Origin of the sequence: Ligilactobacillus equi DSM 15833 = JCM 10991 (assembly GCF_000615765.1) — a bacterium.
In the GTDB taxonomy this organism is placed as follows: domain Bacteria; phylum Bacillota; class Bacilli; order Lactobacillales; family Lactobacillaceae; genus Ligilactobacillus; species Ligilactobacillus equi.
In genome coordinates, this window is the sequence record NZ_BAMI01000017.1 from 1 (window position 1) to 17,011 (window position 17,011).

The 17,011-nt window shown below is 40.9% G+C and carries 17 protein-coding genes, 1 tRNA gene, 1 pseudogene and 1 riboswitch; of the genes and pseudogenes, 17 read left to right on the forward strand and 2 right to left on the reverse strand.

Going from position 1 to position 17,011, the window contains the following annotated elements; translation table 11 throughout:
• The coding region (locus JCM10991_RS05315; RefSeq protein WP_025020784.1) for an ADP-dependent NAD(P)H-hydrate dehydratase at positions 1-431 on the reverse strand (431 nt) is incomplete at its 3' end.
• A gap of 154 nt (positions 432-585) precedes the next feature.
• Between JCM10991_RS05315 and pepV the strand changes: the two genes are divergently transcribed.
• The 11 genes and pseudogenes from pepV (at position 586) to JCM10991_RS05370 (ending at position 10,264) form a co-directional block, all read left to right on the forward strand.
• Complete coding sequence (pepV, locus tag JCM10991_RS05320) at positions 586-1,983, forward strand: dipeptidase PepV (RefSeq protein ID WP_023860258.1); 1,398 nt, start codon at positions 586-588, stop codon at positions 1,981-1,983.
• A gap of 88 nt (positions 1,984-2,071) precedes the next feature.
• Positions 2,072-2,332, forward strand: a complete 261-nt coding sequence (locus tag JCM10991_RS05325; RefSeq protein ID WP_025020785.1) for a hypothetical protein — start codon at positions 2,072-2,074, stop codon at positions 2,330-2,332.
• A 65-nt stretch (positions 2,333-2,397) separates the two neighbouring features.
• On the forward strand, positions 2,398-2,685 hold the full coding sequence (locus JCM10991_RS05330) for a hypothetical protein (RefSeq protein ID WP_023860260.1): 288 nt from the start codon (positions 2,398-2,400) through the stop codon (positions 2,683-2,685).
• A gap of 64 nt (positions 2,686-2,749) precedes the next feature.
• Positions 2,750-2,833 (forward strand) — tRNA-Leu (locus JCM10991_RS05335).
• A gap of 104 nt (positions 2,834-2,937) precedes the next feature.
• A riboswitch (TPP riboswitch) is annotated at positions 2,938-3,026 on the forward strand.
• Between the two features lie 83 nt (positions 3,027-3,109).
• Positions 3,110-3,655, forward strand: a complete 546-nt coding sequence (locus JCM10991_RS05340; protein WP_025020786.1) for an ECF transporter S component — start codon at positions 3,110-3,112, stop codon at positions 3,653-3,655.
• Complete coding sequence (locus JCM10991_RS05345) at positions 3,655-5,040, forward strand: ABC transporter ATP-binding protein (RefSeq protein WP_023860262.1); 1,386 nt, start codon at positions 3,655-3,657, stop codon at positions 5,038-5,040. The genes JCM10991_RS05340 and JCM10991_RS05345 overlap by 1 nt, the downstream gene beginning before the upstream one ends.
• Before the next feature lie 4 nt (positions 5,041-5,044).
• Complete coding sequence (locus JCM10991_RS05350; protein ID WP_025020787.1) at positions 5,045-5,713, forward strand: CbiQ family ECF transporter T component; 669 nt, start codon at positions 5,045-5,047, stop codon at positions 5,711-5,713.
• 139 nt (positions 5,714-5,852) lie between these two features.
• Positions 5,853-7,675, forward strand: a pseudogene (locus JCM10991_RS12760) (acyltransferase family protein).
• Between the two features lie 121 nt (positions 7,676-7,796).
• Positions 7,797-8,066 (forward strand): hypothetical protein, encoded by a 270-nt coding sequence (locus JCM10991_RS05360; protein WP_025020788.1) that lies wholly within the window; start codon positions 7,797-7,799, stop codon positions 8,064-8,066.
• Between the two features lie 99 nt (positions 8,067-8,165).
• Positions 8,166-8,612: a universal stress protein gene (locus JCM10991_RS05365; protein ID WP_025020789.1), complete on the forward strand. Its 447-nt coding sequence runs from the start codon at positions 8,166-8,168 to the stop codon at positions 8,610-8,612.
• 209 nt (positions 8,613-8,821) lie between these two features.
• Positions 8,822-10,264, forward strand: a complete 1,443-nt coding sequence (locus JCM10991_RS05370) for an APC family permease (protein ID WP_023859679.1) — start codon at positions 8,822-8,824, stop codon at positions 10,262-10,264.
• On the opposite strand, the gene JCM10991_RS14400 is transcribed toward JCM10991_RS05370, so the two are convergent.
• Positions 10,255-11,001 carry a prepilin peptidase gene (locus tag JCM10991_RS14400; RefSeq protein ID WP_025020790.1) on the reverse strand — a complete coding sequence of 249 codons (747 nt, stop codon included), beginning with the start codon at positions 10,999-11,001 and terminating at the stop codon, positions 10,255-10,257. The genes JCM10991_RS05370 and JCM10991_RS14400 overlap by 10 nt on opposite strands.
• A gap of 267 nt (positions 11,002-11,268) precedes the next feature.
• Here JCM10991_RS14400 and rpsL point away from each other — a divergent pair, with 267 nt between their 5' ends.
• The 6 genes from rpsL to JCM10991_RS05405 all read left to right on the forward strand — a co-directional run bounded on the left by rpsL (position 11,269) and on the right by JCM10991_RS05405 (position 17,003).
• Positions 11,269-11,682 carry a 30S ribosomal protein S12 gene (rpsL, locus tag JCM10991_RS05380; RefSeq protein ID WP_023859680.1) on the forward strand — a complete coding sequence of 138 codons (414 nt, stop codon included), beginning with the start codon at positions 11,269-11,271 and terminating at the stop codon, positions 11,680-11,682.
• Positions 11,683-11,755: 73 nt separating this feature from the next.
• On the forward strand, positions 11,756-12,226 hold the full coding sequence (gene rpsG, locus JCM10991_RS05385; protein WP_023859681.1) for a 30S ribosomal protein S7: 471 nt from the start codon (positions 11,756-11,758) through the stop codon (positions 12,224-12,226).
• Positions 12,227-12,357: 131 nt separating this feature from the next.
• Positions 12,358-14,451, forward strand: coding sequence for an elongation factor G (gene fusA / locus JCM10991_RS05390; protein ID WP_023859682.1), 2,094 nt, complete (start codon positions 12,358-12,360; stop codon positions 14,449-14,451).
• 135 nt (positions 14,452-14,586) lie between these two features.
• A complete protein-coding gene (gene rbsR / locus JCM10991_RS05395; RefSeq protein ID WP_025020791.1) occupies positions 14,587-15,597 on the forward strand; it encodes a ribose utilization transcriptional repressor RbsR in 1,011 nt (336 codons plus the stop codon).
• Positions 15,594-16,436: a DUF72 domain-containing protein gene (locus tag JCM10991_RS05400; protein ID WP_023859684.1), complete on the forward strand. Its 843-nt coding sequence runs from the start codon at positions 15,594-15,596 to the stop codon at positions 16,434-16,436. The genes rbsR and JCM10991_RS05400 overlap by 4 nt, the downstream gene beginning before the upstream one ends.
• Before the next feature lie 9 nt (positions 16,437-16,445).
• Positions 16,446-17,003, forward strand: a complete 558-nt coding sequence (locus JCM10991_RS05405; RefSeq protein WP_023859685.1) for a sugar O-acetyltransferase — start codon at positions 16,446-16,448, stop codon at positions 17,001-17,003.
• Positions 17,004-17,011: the final 8 nt, after the last annotated feature.

The window sequence follows — 17,011 nt, forward strand, 5'->3', positions numbered from 1 at the left end:
TAGTTGACTAAAAAGGGATGTTGACTTAGAAGGGTAATAGCTGAACCGTCAATAATTACGGGGCAATCTTCTTTAGCATAGGTTAAAACCAATGATAAAAGTTCGAATCCGAAGTCATCTAAATCAAGTCCAGGTCCGATAATAATGACGTCGTTTTGTTGAATTGCTGATAAGGTTTGTTTTTGATCATGATAGTCAAGGAACATGACTTCAGGGCAACGGGCATGCAGAGCAGATAGATTAGCACGATTAGTAGCACAAGAAACTAAACCGGCTCCTGCATAAACGGCAGCTTGACTGGCCATGATAATTGCGCCACCAAAATTCAAGGAACCACCAATGGCTAGTACCCGTCCGAAGTTCCCCTTATGGCTTAGTAAGGGGCGCGGAGTAATAACCTGAGATAAGATATCAGTAGTGAGTAACAACATAAGGTCCTCCTAATAACTTTTTAGACCTATTATAACATTACCATGGTATGCGTTTGGACCAGAATTTAGGAATTTTCAGGTTACAAGTACTGACATTTATTCTGAGTGTGCTACAATGGTTTTGTATACTCAATAAGAAATGAGGAATAATTAAATGACAATTGATTGGACAAAAGAAGTCGAAAAAAGAAAAGACGATTTATTGGCTGATTTGCAAACGATGCTTAAAATCGAAAGTGTCCGTGACGAAAGTTTAGGGACGGATGAAGCACCTTTGGGTCCTGGTCCTAAGGAAGCTTTGGACAAGTTCTTAGAAATTGGTCGTCGTGATGGCTTTGAAACTCAAGAAGTAGATGGCTTAGCAGGTCACATTGCCTATGGTGAAGGTGATGAAACCTTGGCAATTTTAGGACACGTGGATGTAATGCCAGCCGGTAAGGGTTGGACCAAGAAACCTTTTGAACCAACCATTGAAGATGGTCGTCTCTATGCTCGTGGAGCCTCTGATGACAAGGGTCCAAGTATGGCTGCCTACTACGGTTTGAAAATTGTGAAGGAATTAGGCTTACCTGTTAATAAGAAGATTCGTTTTATTTTGGGGACTGACGAAGAAAGTCAATGGCGTGGAATGACGCGCTACTTTGAAAAGATGCCCCAACCTGACTTTGGTTTTTCACCAGATGCTTTCTTCCCAATTATTAACGGTGAAAAGGGAAATGTTAGCTTTGTGTTGAATTTTCCTGGTCAAAACGATGCTCAAGTACAATTGCTTTCCTTTGATGGTGGTTTACGTGAAAACATGGTACCACGTGATGCGCAAGCTGTAGTAGCCGGTTTAGACTTAGCATCAGTTAAAGAAGCTCTAGCTGCTTTTGTGGCGGACAAACCTGTGGAAGCTGAAGTTAAGGAAGTTGGAACTAATTTGGAAATTAGTTTCATCGGAAAAGCTGCCCATGCTCAAGAACCACGTAATGGTGAAAACGCTGGGACTTACTTGGCTTTATTCTTAAAGGACTTTGCCTTTGGGGCTGACGCTAAGAATTACTTAGACTTTACAGCCAACTACTTACACCAAGATTCTCGGATGGAAAACTTTGGAATTAACTTTACGGATGATGTGATGGGTGACTTAACGATGAATGCTGGTATCTTTGCTTTTGAAGCTGGTAAGGGAGGGCAAATCACCTTGAACTTCCGTTTCCCTAAAGGTATGGATGAAACAGATATCAAAGCAGGTTTAGCAAAAGTAGTGACTCCGATGGGGGTTACCCTTGACCAAGGTCGGGTTCAAGTACCACACTACGTAGACCCATCTGACCCATTAGTAGAAACTTTATTAGGGGTTTATCGTCGTCAAACTGGCCAAGAAGCTCACGGTATGGTTGTCGGTGGAGGAACATATGGACGTTTAATGAAGCGTGGGGTGGCCTTTGGGGCTATGTTCCCAGGGGTACCTGATACTATGCACCAAGCGGACGAGTTTATGCCAGTAGATGGCTTATTAAAAGCCACAGCAATTTACGCGGAAGCCATCGCAGAATTAGTTAAATAATTATCGCAAGTCGGAGTCTAGGTTCCGGCTTTTTGCTTGCAAATTTTTATTACGGGATTAAAATGGAGGTGAATTCAAAAGAAAGAAGATGGCAAGTATGGAGCGCGAAAGTCGTTTTATTCGGGATTTATTCGCCAATGCAGTTAAGCAAGAGGCAGATTTTACAATTTTTAAGGTTCCAACTAAGCGGGAAAAGATGTATCTGCGGGTCAAGACAGATTTAATTGAGCAAATTAGGGAAAGTCAGCATTTAGAAAAGATGTTAAAGACGCTTTTATCCAAGCATCGGGTTGCCAGTCAAAGTGAAGAAATTACGATTAGTCAGGGTAACTACCGTCTTTTTATGTAAACCTTGTCAAAATTCGCTCAATCCTCTAAAATTAAAGTTAAAAGTTATACGAAGAGGTGAGGTAGATGTTTTTAATTACCGGTGATTTGCGGAGTAGTTATGCGATTAAAGGTGTGGTGAATGCCACCGTCAAAAAAACTTTACAACCGGATGAAATTGATCAAGTTGCTGATTACGACAATCTTTACGAAAAAGTCAAAGAAATCTTAGGTAAACGGGCGGAAGCCCTCGGAGCTGATGGGGTCATTGATGTCAGTTTTGTACCAGAGATTGCCCGAGTGGCCGTGGGTCCTAAGTACATGATTTTGCATGGATATGGGACGGCCGTTGCTTTACTAAAAAATTCAAAGTAAGCACTGGTGGACCTTGACCTCTTAGCGGGAATATAGTATGATTATTGAGTATTTTAATACTCATGCCGCTGTGGCGGAATTGGCAGACGCGCAGCGTTCAGGTCGCTGTTGGGTTTTCCCAGTACAGGTTCGACTCCTGCCAGCGGCATTTTGACGGTCCTAATGAGGGCCGTTTTTCTTTTGAAAAATCAAGAAAACGTTTGCTAAAGAAGATGTACTATGATAAAATGCAGGTGTTATAAAGAAAATAATTGATGATAGTTGGGGTGCCTTCTGGCTGAGAAATACCCATTGAACCTGATCTGATTAACATCAGCGGAGGGAACTATGTGTAAAAAAGACAATGAGAAGTCCAGACTATCAAAGCAGTCTGGACTTTTTTAGCTCAACCATGATCAAAATTATAGGAAACGAGGTTTTGACAATGTCAAAGAAAAAGTGGGATGTTCAAAGTGTGATTTTTTTAGCAATTATTGCTATCTTTTTAGGAATTATCTATCAGGTTTGGAGTTATGCCTATTATGCCTTAGCGGCCACACCTTTAAAACCTTATGCCAATGATTTAACTCTGGGTGTGTGGACGATGGCCGGTCCTCTAGCTGGAACTTTGCTACGTAAAGTTGGAGGAGCTTTTATCGGGGAATTATTAACCGCAACAGTCGAAATGTTTCTATTTTCTAGTTGGGGAGCAGCTAACCTGATTTCTGGTCTCTATCAAGGATTAGGTTCAGAATTAGGGTTTGCTTTAACGGGATATAAAAACTTCGGTAAACTTGGACTTAGTTTATCCGTGTTGACCACCACGGTAGTGACGTTTGCCTGGTCCTTATTCCAAGATGGTTATTTAGATTATCAAGTCGGCATGCTAGTGCAGCTGTTTATTTTACGTCTGCTATCCATTGGTCTTTTTTCAGGGGTGTTAGTAGCTATGATTCAAGCAGCCGTTAAGAAAGCTGGGTTTTTACGCTAATGACAAGTTTGCAAGTAAAAAATTTGACTTTTACCTATCAAGTTGAAGGTGAGGCGGTGTTGCGCGACTTAAATTTTACCTTACCTACTCAAAAGATTAGCCTTTTGATTGGTCAGTCGGGAGCTGGTAAATCAACATTTTTAAAACTTTTAACTGGTCTTTATCCAGAATTTGGTGGCCAGATTAGCCAGGGACAGGTACTGTTAGATGGACAAGAAGTTGGAACTATGTGTGCTGCTAAAAGGGCTACTAAAATAGCTTTATTATTTCAAAATCCTCGCCAGCAAATTGTTATGACTACGTTTCGGGAACAATTGTATTTTATTTTAGCTAATTTAAATCTACCGCTGATTGAGATTAATGATAGGATCAAACAGGTTTGTCAGCAATTCAACTTAACCGCTTTTTTAGATCGGGACTTACTAACTTTATCCGGTGGTGAACTGCAAAGAGTGGCGCTTGCCAGTGTGGTAGCTATGGGGAGTGAAATTATTATTTTAGATGAACCTTTCGCCAACATTGATTTAAAGGAGCGACGGCGACTACTGGAACTTTTGCGAGATCTACAAGTCAAGCAAGGTAAAACGATTTTGATTTGTGATCATGATTTATCTGATTATCAAGCCTATGTTGACCATGTTTTTCAATTAGACCAAACACTTCATGAGGTTAATCGTACTATATTAGCTGAAGTCAAAAAGCCAGCTGTGAATTTACCACTAGCTCCTGATTTAACTGGTGATTTATCCTGGTGCAACATAGAGTTGTGGGCGGGAAAACGACAGTTGGTAATTGACAGTAGTTATCGTTTAGGTCGTGGGAAAATTGGCCTTTTATCTGGGCAAAATGGAGTGGGCAAGTCGACTTTTTTTAAGGCCTTAATCAAGCAAAATTCTTACCATGGTAAAATTATTTTTGATAAGCAGGACTTAGCGCGGACAAAAGCAAAAAAGTGGGCTAGGTTGGTCGGAATTGTCTTTCAAAATAGTTTAGATCAGTTTGTAAAATTGACGGTAGCTGAGGAATTAGCTCTCTCACTAAAAAAGAGTCACCACCCAGAGTACTGGACGCCCGCGCGCGTGCAAGCAGTAGCACAAGCCTTTGGTCTGTGGGATTTAAATGACCAAGTTTGTTACCAGCTTTCCGGTGGTCAACAAAAACGTCTGCAGATTCTAGGGATGCTGATTATGAGTCCACCAGTCTTGTTACTTGACGAGCCCTTTAGCGGTTTGGATCAGGTAAGTCTAAAGCCGGTCTTGGAGGAGTTACAGACTGTGACTGTTGATTTGCAAATCGCGACTTTAGTGATTTCACACCAATTAATGGGAATTACCCCTTATTTAGACTATCAGCTTCGTTTGGAGCATCAAAAGTTAGGATGGTGAAACGATGAAATTTAAATTGAATCCCACTATCATGTTACTTCTACTCTTAAGTCAAGGTCTTTGTCTAGCTTTTATTAAGAGCATTAGTTATAACCTTTTGGTACTGTTGTTAAGTTTAGGCTACTTAGCCTATCATAAAGCCAACTTTAAAACGATAGGGTTAGTCTTTTTAATAACCTTTCCCTTAAGTTTAGGTTCCTTTCTTTCTTTTTACTATTTTGGTCAAGGAGCGCGTGTGTACTTAGCCTGGATTTATGCTAGTCGGATTTATGCTTACTTGAGTTTGGGAATGCTGTTGACGTTGACTACTAAAATTGATGTATTACTAATAAGCTTGGAACAACACTTGCATTTACCTCAAGCTTTTGTTTATGGTGGTTTAGCTGCTATGAATATGTTGAGTCGTATCAAAAAGCAATTAGGTGTGATTAAATATTCAGCCCAAATTAGGGGAAAAAGTTATCATTATTATCAACCAGGTTTGTACTTGAGGGTTATCATTACAGCTTTAACCTGGTCCCGTGATAGTGCCCAAGCCATGCGAGCCTTAGGTTTTGTTGAAAAAGGCCCCCGTACGCAAGAAAAAGCAGATGTTTTGCCTAAATGGCAATGGGCTTTTTTAGGCGGGACGTCCCTTTTACCGCTTGTCGTGGTTATATTTCACTGGTTGTAAAGTTTAGTGTCAGGAGGTTTAGCTTCCTGACTTTTTGGTGTGTAAAAATATTAAAATCTTATCTTGGCCGCAATTGAACTTCGAAATTTTAACGCGTATAATAAGTTAATGGAGTTATTCGAGAAAGGAATAAGTAATTATGGGAAAGAGATTGAAAAGCAGTCGCTACATCACGGGCTTTGATGGGTTACGGACTTTAGCGGTGATTGGCGTGATTTTATATCATATTCTGCCACAAAGTTTGCCGGGGGGCTTTTTGGGAGTGCCGATTTTCTTCGTTGTTTCGGGTTACCTAATCACTGATTTGCTAATTCAGGAAAAAGAAGAACGAGGCTTTATCTCTATTAAAGATTTTTATCTACGTCGTTTTCGGCGTTTATACCCGGCTTTATTAACCATGGTTTTGGTATCGAGTGCTTACATAACACTTTTCCAACGCAACCTGTTGGTAAATATTCGAGGGATAATTTTAAGTAACGTTTTTTATGTTTACAACTGGTTTCAAATTAAGCACCATGAGTCCTATTTTGCGCACTTTGGTGGTGAATCTCCCTTTACGCACCTGTGGTCCTTATCAATCGAAGGACAGTTTTACTTGTTATGGCCGCTATTAGTGATCTTATTGTTAGCTTTTATTAAAAAGAAGAGCATGATTGCCCTAATAATCTTTTTAGGAGCCTTCATTTCTGCACTCGAGATGGCTCTGCTGTATCATGGTGGCGACCCCTCGCGCTTGTATTATGGTACTGATACGCGTATGTTTGCAATCCTCATTGGAGCCGCCTTAGCTTTTGTTTGGCCAAGTACTAAATTACGGCCGCAAGTTAATACAGGACACCGGCGCTTTTTAGATGGAATTGGTGCCTTTGCTTTGGCGGGGATTATTTTAAGCTTTATTTTTGCCTCCGCTCAAGCTTCGGGGATTTATCACATGGGGATGTTTTTCTTCTCCATTCTTTCTGCCTTGTTGGTGGCAATTGTGGCACATCCTGGAGGTGACTTTAACCGTCTCTTCACCAATCCGCTTTTTACTTGGATTGGAAAAAGAAGTTACGGCATTTATCTTTACCAATTTCCGGTGATGATTTTTTATGAAAGTAAAGTCAAGGTTGGTAATCATCCTATTTTAAATGCGGTTATCGAAATTGCTTTAATTTTGGTGATTTCAGAGCTTTCTTACCGCTACTTAGAACGGCCGTTGCAATTCTTTGATTACCGTCAAACATTATCGGTAATCCGGGAAGCATTCCGCAAGGATACGGTGCACATGCCTCGTAGATATGCTTTGAGTATTGCTGGTTTAGTAGTTATGGTGGCACTCATTGGTGCTTTGATGCAACCTAAGTCCAATCAAATGCAAGCTAATCCTGTGCAAGCGACGATTGCTAAGAACCAAGCGCAAACTAAGAAGAATAATCAAACGAAGGCGAAGCTTCTAAGAAGGTTCAAGCTAATTTAGAAAAGCAACTGACTCAAAAACAAATTAATCAGGCACAAAATATGTCTTTAACAGCAGTTGGAGATTCCGTTTTAGCGGCTACGAGTCCTAGTTTACAAGATATTTTTCCGCAGATGTATGTCGATGCCCAAGTCGGGCGCCAAGTTTATATGGTACCTGATGTGTTGAAAAACTTACAGGCTCAAGGGCACTTAGCGGATACGGTCTTATTGGTAGAGGGGACGAATGGCGCTTTTAATGAGGAACAATTAGCTCAAATTATGGAGGTTTTGGGTAAACGACAGGTTTACTGGGTAAATGTTCATGTTCCGACAAAGAGTTGGCAAAACTCCGTTAATAAAGGAATTAAAGAAGCAGGTCGCAAATATCCAAACATTCATGTAATCGACTGGTATGATTATAGTAATGGGCATGAAAGTTGGTTCTATAATGATGATGTCCACCCCAATAAGGTTGGGACAGACAAATTTACTAACTTAGTGGCACAAAAAATTTTGAAATAAAGGTAGAGGCTTATCGTAAACGGTAGGCTTCTTTTTTTGAAAAGAATGCTTGAAAGTTTCAGAAATGCATACTAAAATATCTATGAAAGCGCAAACAAAAACCGTGTGAGGGGGTTGTTCCATGGAAAAAGAATATTATGTCAGTCGAGCTAAGTTATATCGTGATGAAGCACAAAGGGCAATTACCTATATCAATAACGGGGATGAACAATACAGTCATTTAATTTATCAAAACCTTTGTAAATCTTTTAGGTTAGAACTAAAAGTTCTTAAAGATGACGTGCCATTATATAGACAAATGTTAGTGGAATTCAATGAGCAGGTCGCTAATCATAATGACATTTTGACTAATCTAGTTTGGATTCGGGCGCGGGCACGCCAATTTGAGTAAAGGCCTATGTTTTCAATGTGCTAAGCCCTTTCAAACTATATATTTAAGTGATTTTATGTTATAATAGAAGTAGGATAAAAGTGATGAGGGGGTCATCTTATGACAATGGAATACAAAAACATCTTGGTACCAGTTGATGGTTCAAAAACGGCGGAAAATGCTTTGAAAACCGCAACAGAAATTGCTAAGCGTAACCAAGGCCATGTTGATTTATTGAATGTCATCGACCTAAAACAATTCTCCATGAGTTTCGGCGGAATGGTGGATGCTAACGGCGATGTTGTATATCAATCATTTGAAGATGTTAATGAATATCTAGAAAAATTACAAGCAGAAGTCAAAGCCAATGGTTTAGACGCTGTGGATATTCACGCTCGTTTCGGGACGCCAAGAACTATTGTTGCTAAAGAATTTCCTTTGGACCACCACACAGATTTAATTGTCATGGGACCGACGGGAATGAATGTGGTTGAGAGAGCTTTGATGGGGGCGGTTACGGACTATGTAACGCGCAATGCCGTCTGTGATGTAATGGTTGCACGTTGAGTTTCAAAAAGCTGTGCTTTTTTTGAGAGAAGCACAGCTTTTTTATTTTCTTTATGAAAAATGAGTAGTCATCAAGCCCGTTATTATAGGATTATTTTCTTGGTGAAAATTTAATGATGAAATCTATTTTTTCTTAATCGTTGACTAATTAAAAGCAACTTGCTAAAATTGAATAAATAGTTTTAAGATATTATTTGGAGGCAAAAATTATGAATAAATTTCTTAAGCGTATGCTCGCTAAGGAAGACGTCTCAGTTTATAAGAATAAAGACTCGCACTTGCGACAAGTTCTGACAACCAAGGACTTCTTGGCATTAGGGGTAGGGACCATCGTGAGTACAGCAATCTTTACTTTACCAGGGGTTATTGCTGCGAAGTATGCGGGCCCTGCAGTTGCTCTTTCTTTCTTAGTAGCAGCTGTGGTTGCTGGTTTGGTGGCTTTCGCTTATGCTGAAATGTCATCAGCCATGCCTTTTGCAGGTTCAGCTTATTCTTGGATGAACGTTATCTTTGGTGAATTTTTTGGTTGGGTTGTTGGCTGGGCTTTGTTGGCTGAGTACTTTATTGCCGTGGCCTTCGTGGCTTCGGGACTGTCGGCTAATTTTAGAGGTTTGATTGAGCCTTTAGGACTTACCTTGCCGGCATCATTATCAAATCCTGTGGGAACTAACGGTGGGGTTGTTGACTTATTTGCCCTAATCGTTTTGGTGTTAGTCGCTTTCTTAGTTTCACGTGGGATGTCTGAAGCGGCCCGGGTGCAAAATACTTTGGTAATTTTAAAGGTGGCGGCCATCTTGCTCTTTTTATTGGTAGGGGCAACCGCTATTAAGACACAAAACTACACCCCATTTATTCCTGAATCAAAAGTTAATCCTGATGGCACTCACTTTGGAGGTTGGCAAGGGATTTACGCCGGGGTTTCCTCAATTTTCTTATCTTACATTGGTTTTGACTCTATTGCAGCGAATGCGGCAGAAGCCAAGAACCCATCTAAGACCATGCCGCGTGGGATTTTAGGCTCTTTGGTGATTGCTGTAGTTCTTTTTGTGGCTGTTTCCTTAGTTTTAGTTGGGATGTTCCACTACACGAAGTACGCCGGGAACGCCGAACCTGTTGGTTGGGCTTTGAGACATGCTGGTCATCCTGTGGTGGCTTCCGTAGTAACTTCTATCGCCGTTTTGGGGATGTTTACAGCTATCATTGGGATGATGTTGGCAGGTTCTCGTTTACTTTACTCTTTCGGTCGGGATGGAATGTTACCAGCCTGGTTAGGTAAGTTAAATAAGAATAACTTACCTAATAATGCCTTATTGGTTTTAACCATTGTCACGATTATTTTAGGGGCCTTTTTCCCATTTGAAACCTTATCGCAATTAGTTTCTGCCGGAACTTTAATTGCCTTTATGTTCGTTTCCTTGGGAATCTATGCTTTACGAAAGCGGGAAGGTAAGGACTTACCAATGCCTGGCTTTAAGATGCCACTTTACCCCGTTTTACCAGCCCTAGCCTTTATTGGGTCCTTAGCCGTCTTTTGGGGCTTAGACATTGAAGCCAAAACTTACGCCGGTTACTGGTGCCTTTTAGGTTTGGTAATTTACTTTGTCTACGGCTTACACCACTCTGTCTTATCCAAGAAAAATAATCAAAAATAATTGCTAAGAAAAGTTCGTATCAGTCGAGGTACGAACTTTTTTTCGCCTAAGTCAGTAACAAGATTAATAGAGCTGCGGCACCTAGCAGGTAAGAAGGGCTGTTTTGGTTGTTTAGTTTGATAATTAGCCGTTGCTAGGAAGATTAAACAAGCCAACACCGTGATCCATAAGGTCTTGGGTAAACCGAAAAAACTCAGACAAATGATGAGGTAAAGTAAATCAGCGCTACCAAGTTGTTGTCGAAAGTAAAGGTATGAGGGGCAAAGTAAAAAAAGTCCCGCACTGAACCAGGTGATAGGTGCAGGCCAGCTCCAGTGTCGTTTGGAGTAAAGTAGCAAGAAGAGTCCACCACCAAATAAAAAAGCGCTGGTGACACTAGTGGTGGCTTGATCTTCTAAAGCTAAAACCAAAGTCCAGGTAGCAAAAAAGAGACTCATAAAAAAAGTTATGGTGGGATTACCAAACTTAAAGAAAAGAAGTAAGACATACAAACCTGCCCCTAATTCCGACAGAGGATAACGAGTACGGAGTTGGTGTCGGCAAAAATGACAGCGTCCTCTTTGCAAAAGGTAACCTGCGATGGGGATGAGTTGCCAAGGAGTTAAGGGATGCTGGCAGAAATCACAATGCGAAGGAGCCGCTAAATCCTCATCACAAGCCAAACGGTTTGCTAGGCAAAGGGCAAAAGAAGCCAAACAGGCGCCTAAAATAAAAATTAAAATATGTAGCAAAATCATCTTATCACTCCTTAAAAAGGTTTCTATATATTAAATACGCAAAAAAATTGATTTTTTACTAAATTTGATTGACTTTTTTTGCCAGGCCGTGTTATTCTATGAAAGGTGCTTTATGTGAACAGTTCTCTTACAGAATTTAGTAAGAACGTGCTGGCTGTGAGCAAGTTAGCACACCACAGCATGTGTGGGAGTTTTTTAACCTAAAAAAGAAACTCCTGGATGTGTGTACTTAAATTATTAAGGAAAAAAGGAAGGAGGAAGCTTTAGATGCCTACAATTAACCAATTAGTTCGTAAAGGTCGTAAGTCTAAATCTTCAAAATCTAACGCCCCAGCTTTAAACTTCGGGTACAACAGTTTTAAAAAAGTTCAAACTAACAACTCCGCACCACAAAAACGTGGGGTTGCTACACGTGTCGGTACTATGACACCTAAGAAGCCTAACTCAGCTTTACGTAAGTACGCTCGTGTACGTTTATCTAACTTAATCGAAGTTACAGCTTACATTCCTGGGATTGGTCACAACTTACAAGAACACTCCGTTGTTTTAATTCGTGGTGGTCGTGTAAAAGACTTACCTGGGGTTCGTTACCACATCGTGCGTGGTGCTTTAGATACTGCCGGTGTTGACGGACGTATGCAAAGTCGTTCTAAGTACGGTGCTAAGAAGCCTAAGAAATAAGCTTAACTTAGCTAATTAATCGAAAAAATTAAACTACTTAAAAAGTAACTATCATTTGAGGAGGTCATTTTAGATGCCAAGAAAAGGTGCCGCACCAAAGCGTGAAGTACTCCCAGATCCAATTTACAACTCAAAATTGGTTACTCGCTTAATCAACCGTTTGATGTTAGATGGTAAGCGTGGGACTGCGTCAAAGATTTTATACGATGCATTTAACATTATTAAGGAAACTACAGGTAACGATCCATTGGAAGTCTTTGACGAAGCAATGAACAACATTATGCCTGTATTGGAAGTTAAGGCTCGCCGTGTTGGTGGTTCTAACTACCAAGTTCCTATTGAAGTTCGTCCAGACCGTCGTACAACTTTAGGTTTACGTTGGTTAGTTCAATACTCACGTTTACGTGGGGAACACACAATGTCAGAACGTTTGGCAAAAGAAATCATGGACGCAGCTAACAACACAGGTGCTTCTGTGAAGAAGCGTGAAGACACACACAAGATGGCTGACGCCAACCGTGCCTTCGCACACTACCGCTGGTAATATTTCGGATGGCTATTATACGATTATGACAATCTATAGTAGCCATTTTTTTGAAAAAACAGCAATTTCGTTTTATAATAAAGACAAGGCTTTGGCCTAATGTCATACAATTTTGGAAGGAGAAATTCTCAATGGCTAACACACGTGAATTCCCATTGGAACGCACTCGTAACATCGGTATTGTTGCCCACATTGATGCTGGTAAGACAACAACTACTGAACGTATTTTGTACTACACTGGTAAAATCCACAAGATTGGTGAAACACACGATGGTGCTTCACAAATGGACTGGATGGAACAAGAACAAGAACGTGGTATCACAATTACTTCTGCCGCTACTACAGCGCAATGGAAGGAAAACCGGATTAACATCATCGATACTCCAGGACACGTTGACTTTACTATCGAAGTTGAACGTTCTCTTCGGGTTTTAGATGGTGCCGTAGTTGTTTTGGATGCACAATCAGGGGTTGAACCACAAACAGAAAATGTTTGGCGTCAAGCTACAACTTACGATGTTCCACGGATTGTTTTCGTTAACAAGATGGATAAAATCGGGGCCAACTTTGATTACTCTGTAGACACTATTAAGGATCGTTTGCAAGCTAATGCCGTTGCTATGCAAATGCCTATTGGTGCGGAAGATAACTTCCAAGGTGTTATCGACTTGATTGAAATGAAGGCCGATTTATACGATGAAGATGAATTGGGTGCAGAATGGGATGTTGTTGACATTCCTGCTGAATACCTTGAAGAAGCTGAAAGCCGTCGTGAAGCTTTAATTGAAGCCGTAGCTGACGTTGATGAAGCTTTAATGGAAAAATACCTTGAAGGTGAAGAAATTACCAAGGAAGAATTAAAAGCTGCTATCCGTCGTGCAACTTTAAACCTTGATATGTACCCAGTCTTTGCTGGTTCTGCCTTCAAGAACAAGGGTGTTCAAATGATGCTTGATGGGGTTAACGACTACTTACCATCACCATTGGACGTTAAGCCATACAATGCTAAGAACCCTGAAACTGATGAAGAAGTTGAATTAATTGCTGACGATGACAAGCCATTTGCTGGTTTGGCCTTCAAGATTGCTACGGACCCATTCGTTGGTCGTTTAACATTCTTCCGGGTTTACACTGGTACTTTAGAAGCTGGTTCATACGTCTTGAACGCTACTAAGGGCAAGCGTGAACGTGTTGGTCGTTTATTGCAAATGCACTCTAACCACCGTAACGAAATCCCTGAAGTATTCTCTGGTGATATCGCTGCTGCTATTGGTTTAAAGGACACAACAACAGGGGACTCATTAACTGATCCTAAGAACCCATTATTACTCGAATCAATGGAATTCCCAGAACCAGTTATCCAAGTTTCTGTTGAACCTAAGTCAAAAGCTGACCAAGACAAGATGGACGTAGCTTTACAAAAGCTTGCTGAAGAAGATCCATCATTCCGTGCAGAAACTAACCCTGAAACTGGTGAAACTCTTATCGCCGGGATGGGTGAATTACACTTGGACATCATTGTTGACCGTATGAAGCGTGAATTCAAGGTTGAAGCTACTGTTGGTGCACCACAAGTTGCCTACCGTGAAACATTTACTAAGCAAGTTCAAGCTCAAGGTAAATTCGTACGTCAATCTGGTGGTAAAGGTCAATATGGTGACGTTTGGGTTGAATTTACACCAAATGAAGAAGGTAAAGGTTTCGAATTCGAAAACGCCATCGTCGGTGGGGTTGTGCCTCGTGAATACATTCCTTCAGTTGAACAAGGTTTACAAGAAGCAATGCAAAACGGGGTCTTAGCAGGTTACCCACTTATTGATGTGAAGGCTAAGTTATACGATGGTTCATACCACGATGTCGATTCATCTGAAGCTGCCTTCAAGGTTGCTGCTTCCTTAGCATTACGTAACGCTGCTCCTAAGGGTGGTGCCGTAATCCTTGAACCTATTATGAAGGTTGAAATCGTTGCCCCAGAAGACAACTTGGGTGATGTTATGGGTCACGTGACTGCTCGTCGTGGACGGATTGAAGGTATGGAAGCTCGTGGTAACACGCAAGTTGTTAATGCCTTCGTACCATTGTCAGAAATGTTCGGTTACGCAACTACTTTACGTTCTGCAACGCAAGGTCGTGGTACGTTCACAATGACTATGGACCACTACGAACCAGTTCCAAAGAGCATTCAAGAAGAAATCATCAAGAAGAACGGTGGCAACGCCGGCTAAGATTAATTTCTTGCCTAGAAACTCAGAGAGTAATCTCTGGGTTTTTTTGTGCCAAAATAAAATAAAAGGATACTCAAAATGTGCTTTTTTTGCTAAAATAAAAACAATATAAATTTGTAGAAAAGAGGACTTGTTTTGAGAAGAAAGGTTAGAATTAGCGATGTGGCTCAAAAAGCTGGAGTTTCAGTAACCACTGTTTCCCAAATTTTAAACAACAAAGGTGCTCGTTTCAGTCAAAGGACCATTGATAAGGTCTTGGCAATCCGTGATGAGATGGGGTATGTGCCAGATTACAATGCCCGCAGTCTCATTATGGGCTCAACCAAGACAATCGGAGTTATCGTACCTGATCTGTCTAATCCTTTCTTTACTTCGTTTTTAAAGGGGATTGGCCAAGCTGCTGAAGAAGAACAGTTCATTCCTTTAATTTTGGGGAGCGAAGACAATCAGAAATTAGAAAGGAACTATATCGAGCAATTAGTCCAACGTTCTGTAGATGGCATGATTATTGCTTCACCATTGGTTGAAAGAGATATTATTGATCACCTTCTCAAGTCTAACGGGATTCCTTATATCTTGATTGATCAAAATCCGGTAGCAGAAGGAGACCGTCTCTACACTGATGATGCAGATGGAGCTAGACAAGCAGTCCAACACCTTTTAGATTTAGGTCATCAAAAAATTGCCTTAATTTATAGCGATAAACCCACGATTAATGTAGCTTATCGTTTACGAGGGTATAAAGAAGCTCTAGAGAAATCAGGTATAGGTTTTGATCCTAAGCTAGTTTTAACGACCCCGATGACTAAAGAAGGTGGTTATCAAGTTGCTCAAAGTTTGATTGATAGTGAAGCTACTGCAGTTGTGACTATCAATGATGAAGTTGCGATTGGGCTTTACCATGGTCTCCAAGAAAAAGGTAAGTCTATTCCAGAGGATTACTCCATTGTTGGTTATGACGATATTGACTTAGCGGCTTATCTTAATCCTACCTTGACCACTGTGGCTCAACCGGTGATGCACCTTGGGAATTTAGCCTTACGCCGCTTAGTTGCGCGCATCAAAGACCATAATTTGGCTGATGAAAAGGTTAAGTTACCGGTGAAGTTAGTTATTCGTCATTCTACAAAGCAATTAGGACGATGATTACACTCGGATTAACCACCTGGAGTGAGCATCAAAGTTTGTTGGGGCAAGTCAAGCCCCTAGAGTTATCTCAATATGCCGCTTTCTTTCCTGTTGTGGAGGTAGATACCTTCTTTTATGCTTTACCGGCTAAAGAGACTATCCAAGCGTGGCAAGCTCAAGTGCCTACGAGTTTTCAATTTATTACCAAAGTGCCCAAAATCATTACCGGTCACCAAAGAGAGGTTTCGAGTCAAGCCATTAAGAAAAGTATTGTGGCTTATCAAGAAGTGTTGGCGCCATTAAAAGCGACTAAGCAAGTCAAGGCGGTACTTTTACAATTTCCGCCATACTTTCATCCGCAAGCTAAAAGTTGGCATTATCTGCGCTATTTACGGCAAGCCTTGGGTGATTTACCTCTAGCCTTGGAGTTACGTCATCAGTCTTGGTATCATGGTGAAATGGCTACTAGGCTGGTTGACTTTTGTCGGCAACAGGGCTTTATCTTGGTTTCAGCTCAAGAATCTCAAACTAGTGGAAATTCGGTACCTTTTAATTTGGAGGTTACAAGCTCTGATTTAGCCATTTTACGACTTCATGGTTTAAATAAAGCAGGGTGGCAAAATCAAGGTCCTGATTGGCGCAACCAACGGACATTGTATCGTTATTCACCGGCAGAAATTAAGTCTTTGGCCCAGCAAGTTCAAAATTTAACTTCCAAGGTCCGTGAGGTATGTGTCATTTTTAACAATAATTCAGGTGGAGATGCGGCAGACAATGCTTTGATGTTGCAAAAAGAATTAGGTGTGGAATTTGCGAATTTGGCGCCCATGCCACCGCGCCAATTAGATTTGTTTTGAGGTGAAAAGATGGATGTAGAATTTATGAAAATGATTAATGGTGAATGGTATCAGGGTAACCAAACCATGAGTCAGATGTTACGTCGGGCAAAAAGTTTGTGCTTTAAGTACAATCAAACTGATCCCGCTGACCGTCAACGGTCTAAGGAAATTTTAGCTGAGCTATTAGGGACTGAGATAGGACGGGTGCATATTGAACAACCTTTCGCTTGTGATTATGGGATTAATATTACCTTGGGAGAGGGTGTTTACATTAATACTGATTGTTATCTGATGGATTGTGCCCCGATTAAGCTAGGAGACAATGTCTTCATGGGACCTAAGTGTGGCTTGTATACGGCTATTCATCCGCTCAAATATGCGGAACGCAATACGGGTAAAGAGGCAGCCGCAGCGATTACCATTGAAGATAATTGTTGGTTAGGTGGCAGTGTAACAGTTTTGCCAGGAGTAACGATTGGCGCTGGCTCCGTGATTGGGGCGGGAAGTGTTGTCACTAAGGATATTCCCGCTAATAGTGTAGCGGTGGGGAATCCCGCCCGTGTGATTCGAACTATTACACAATAAAAGAACAA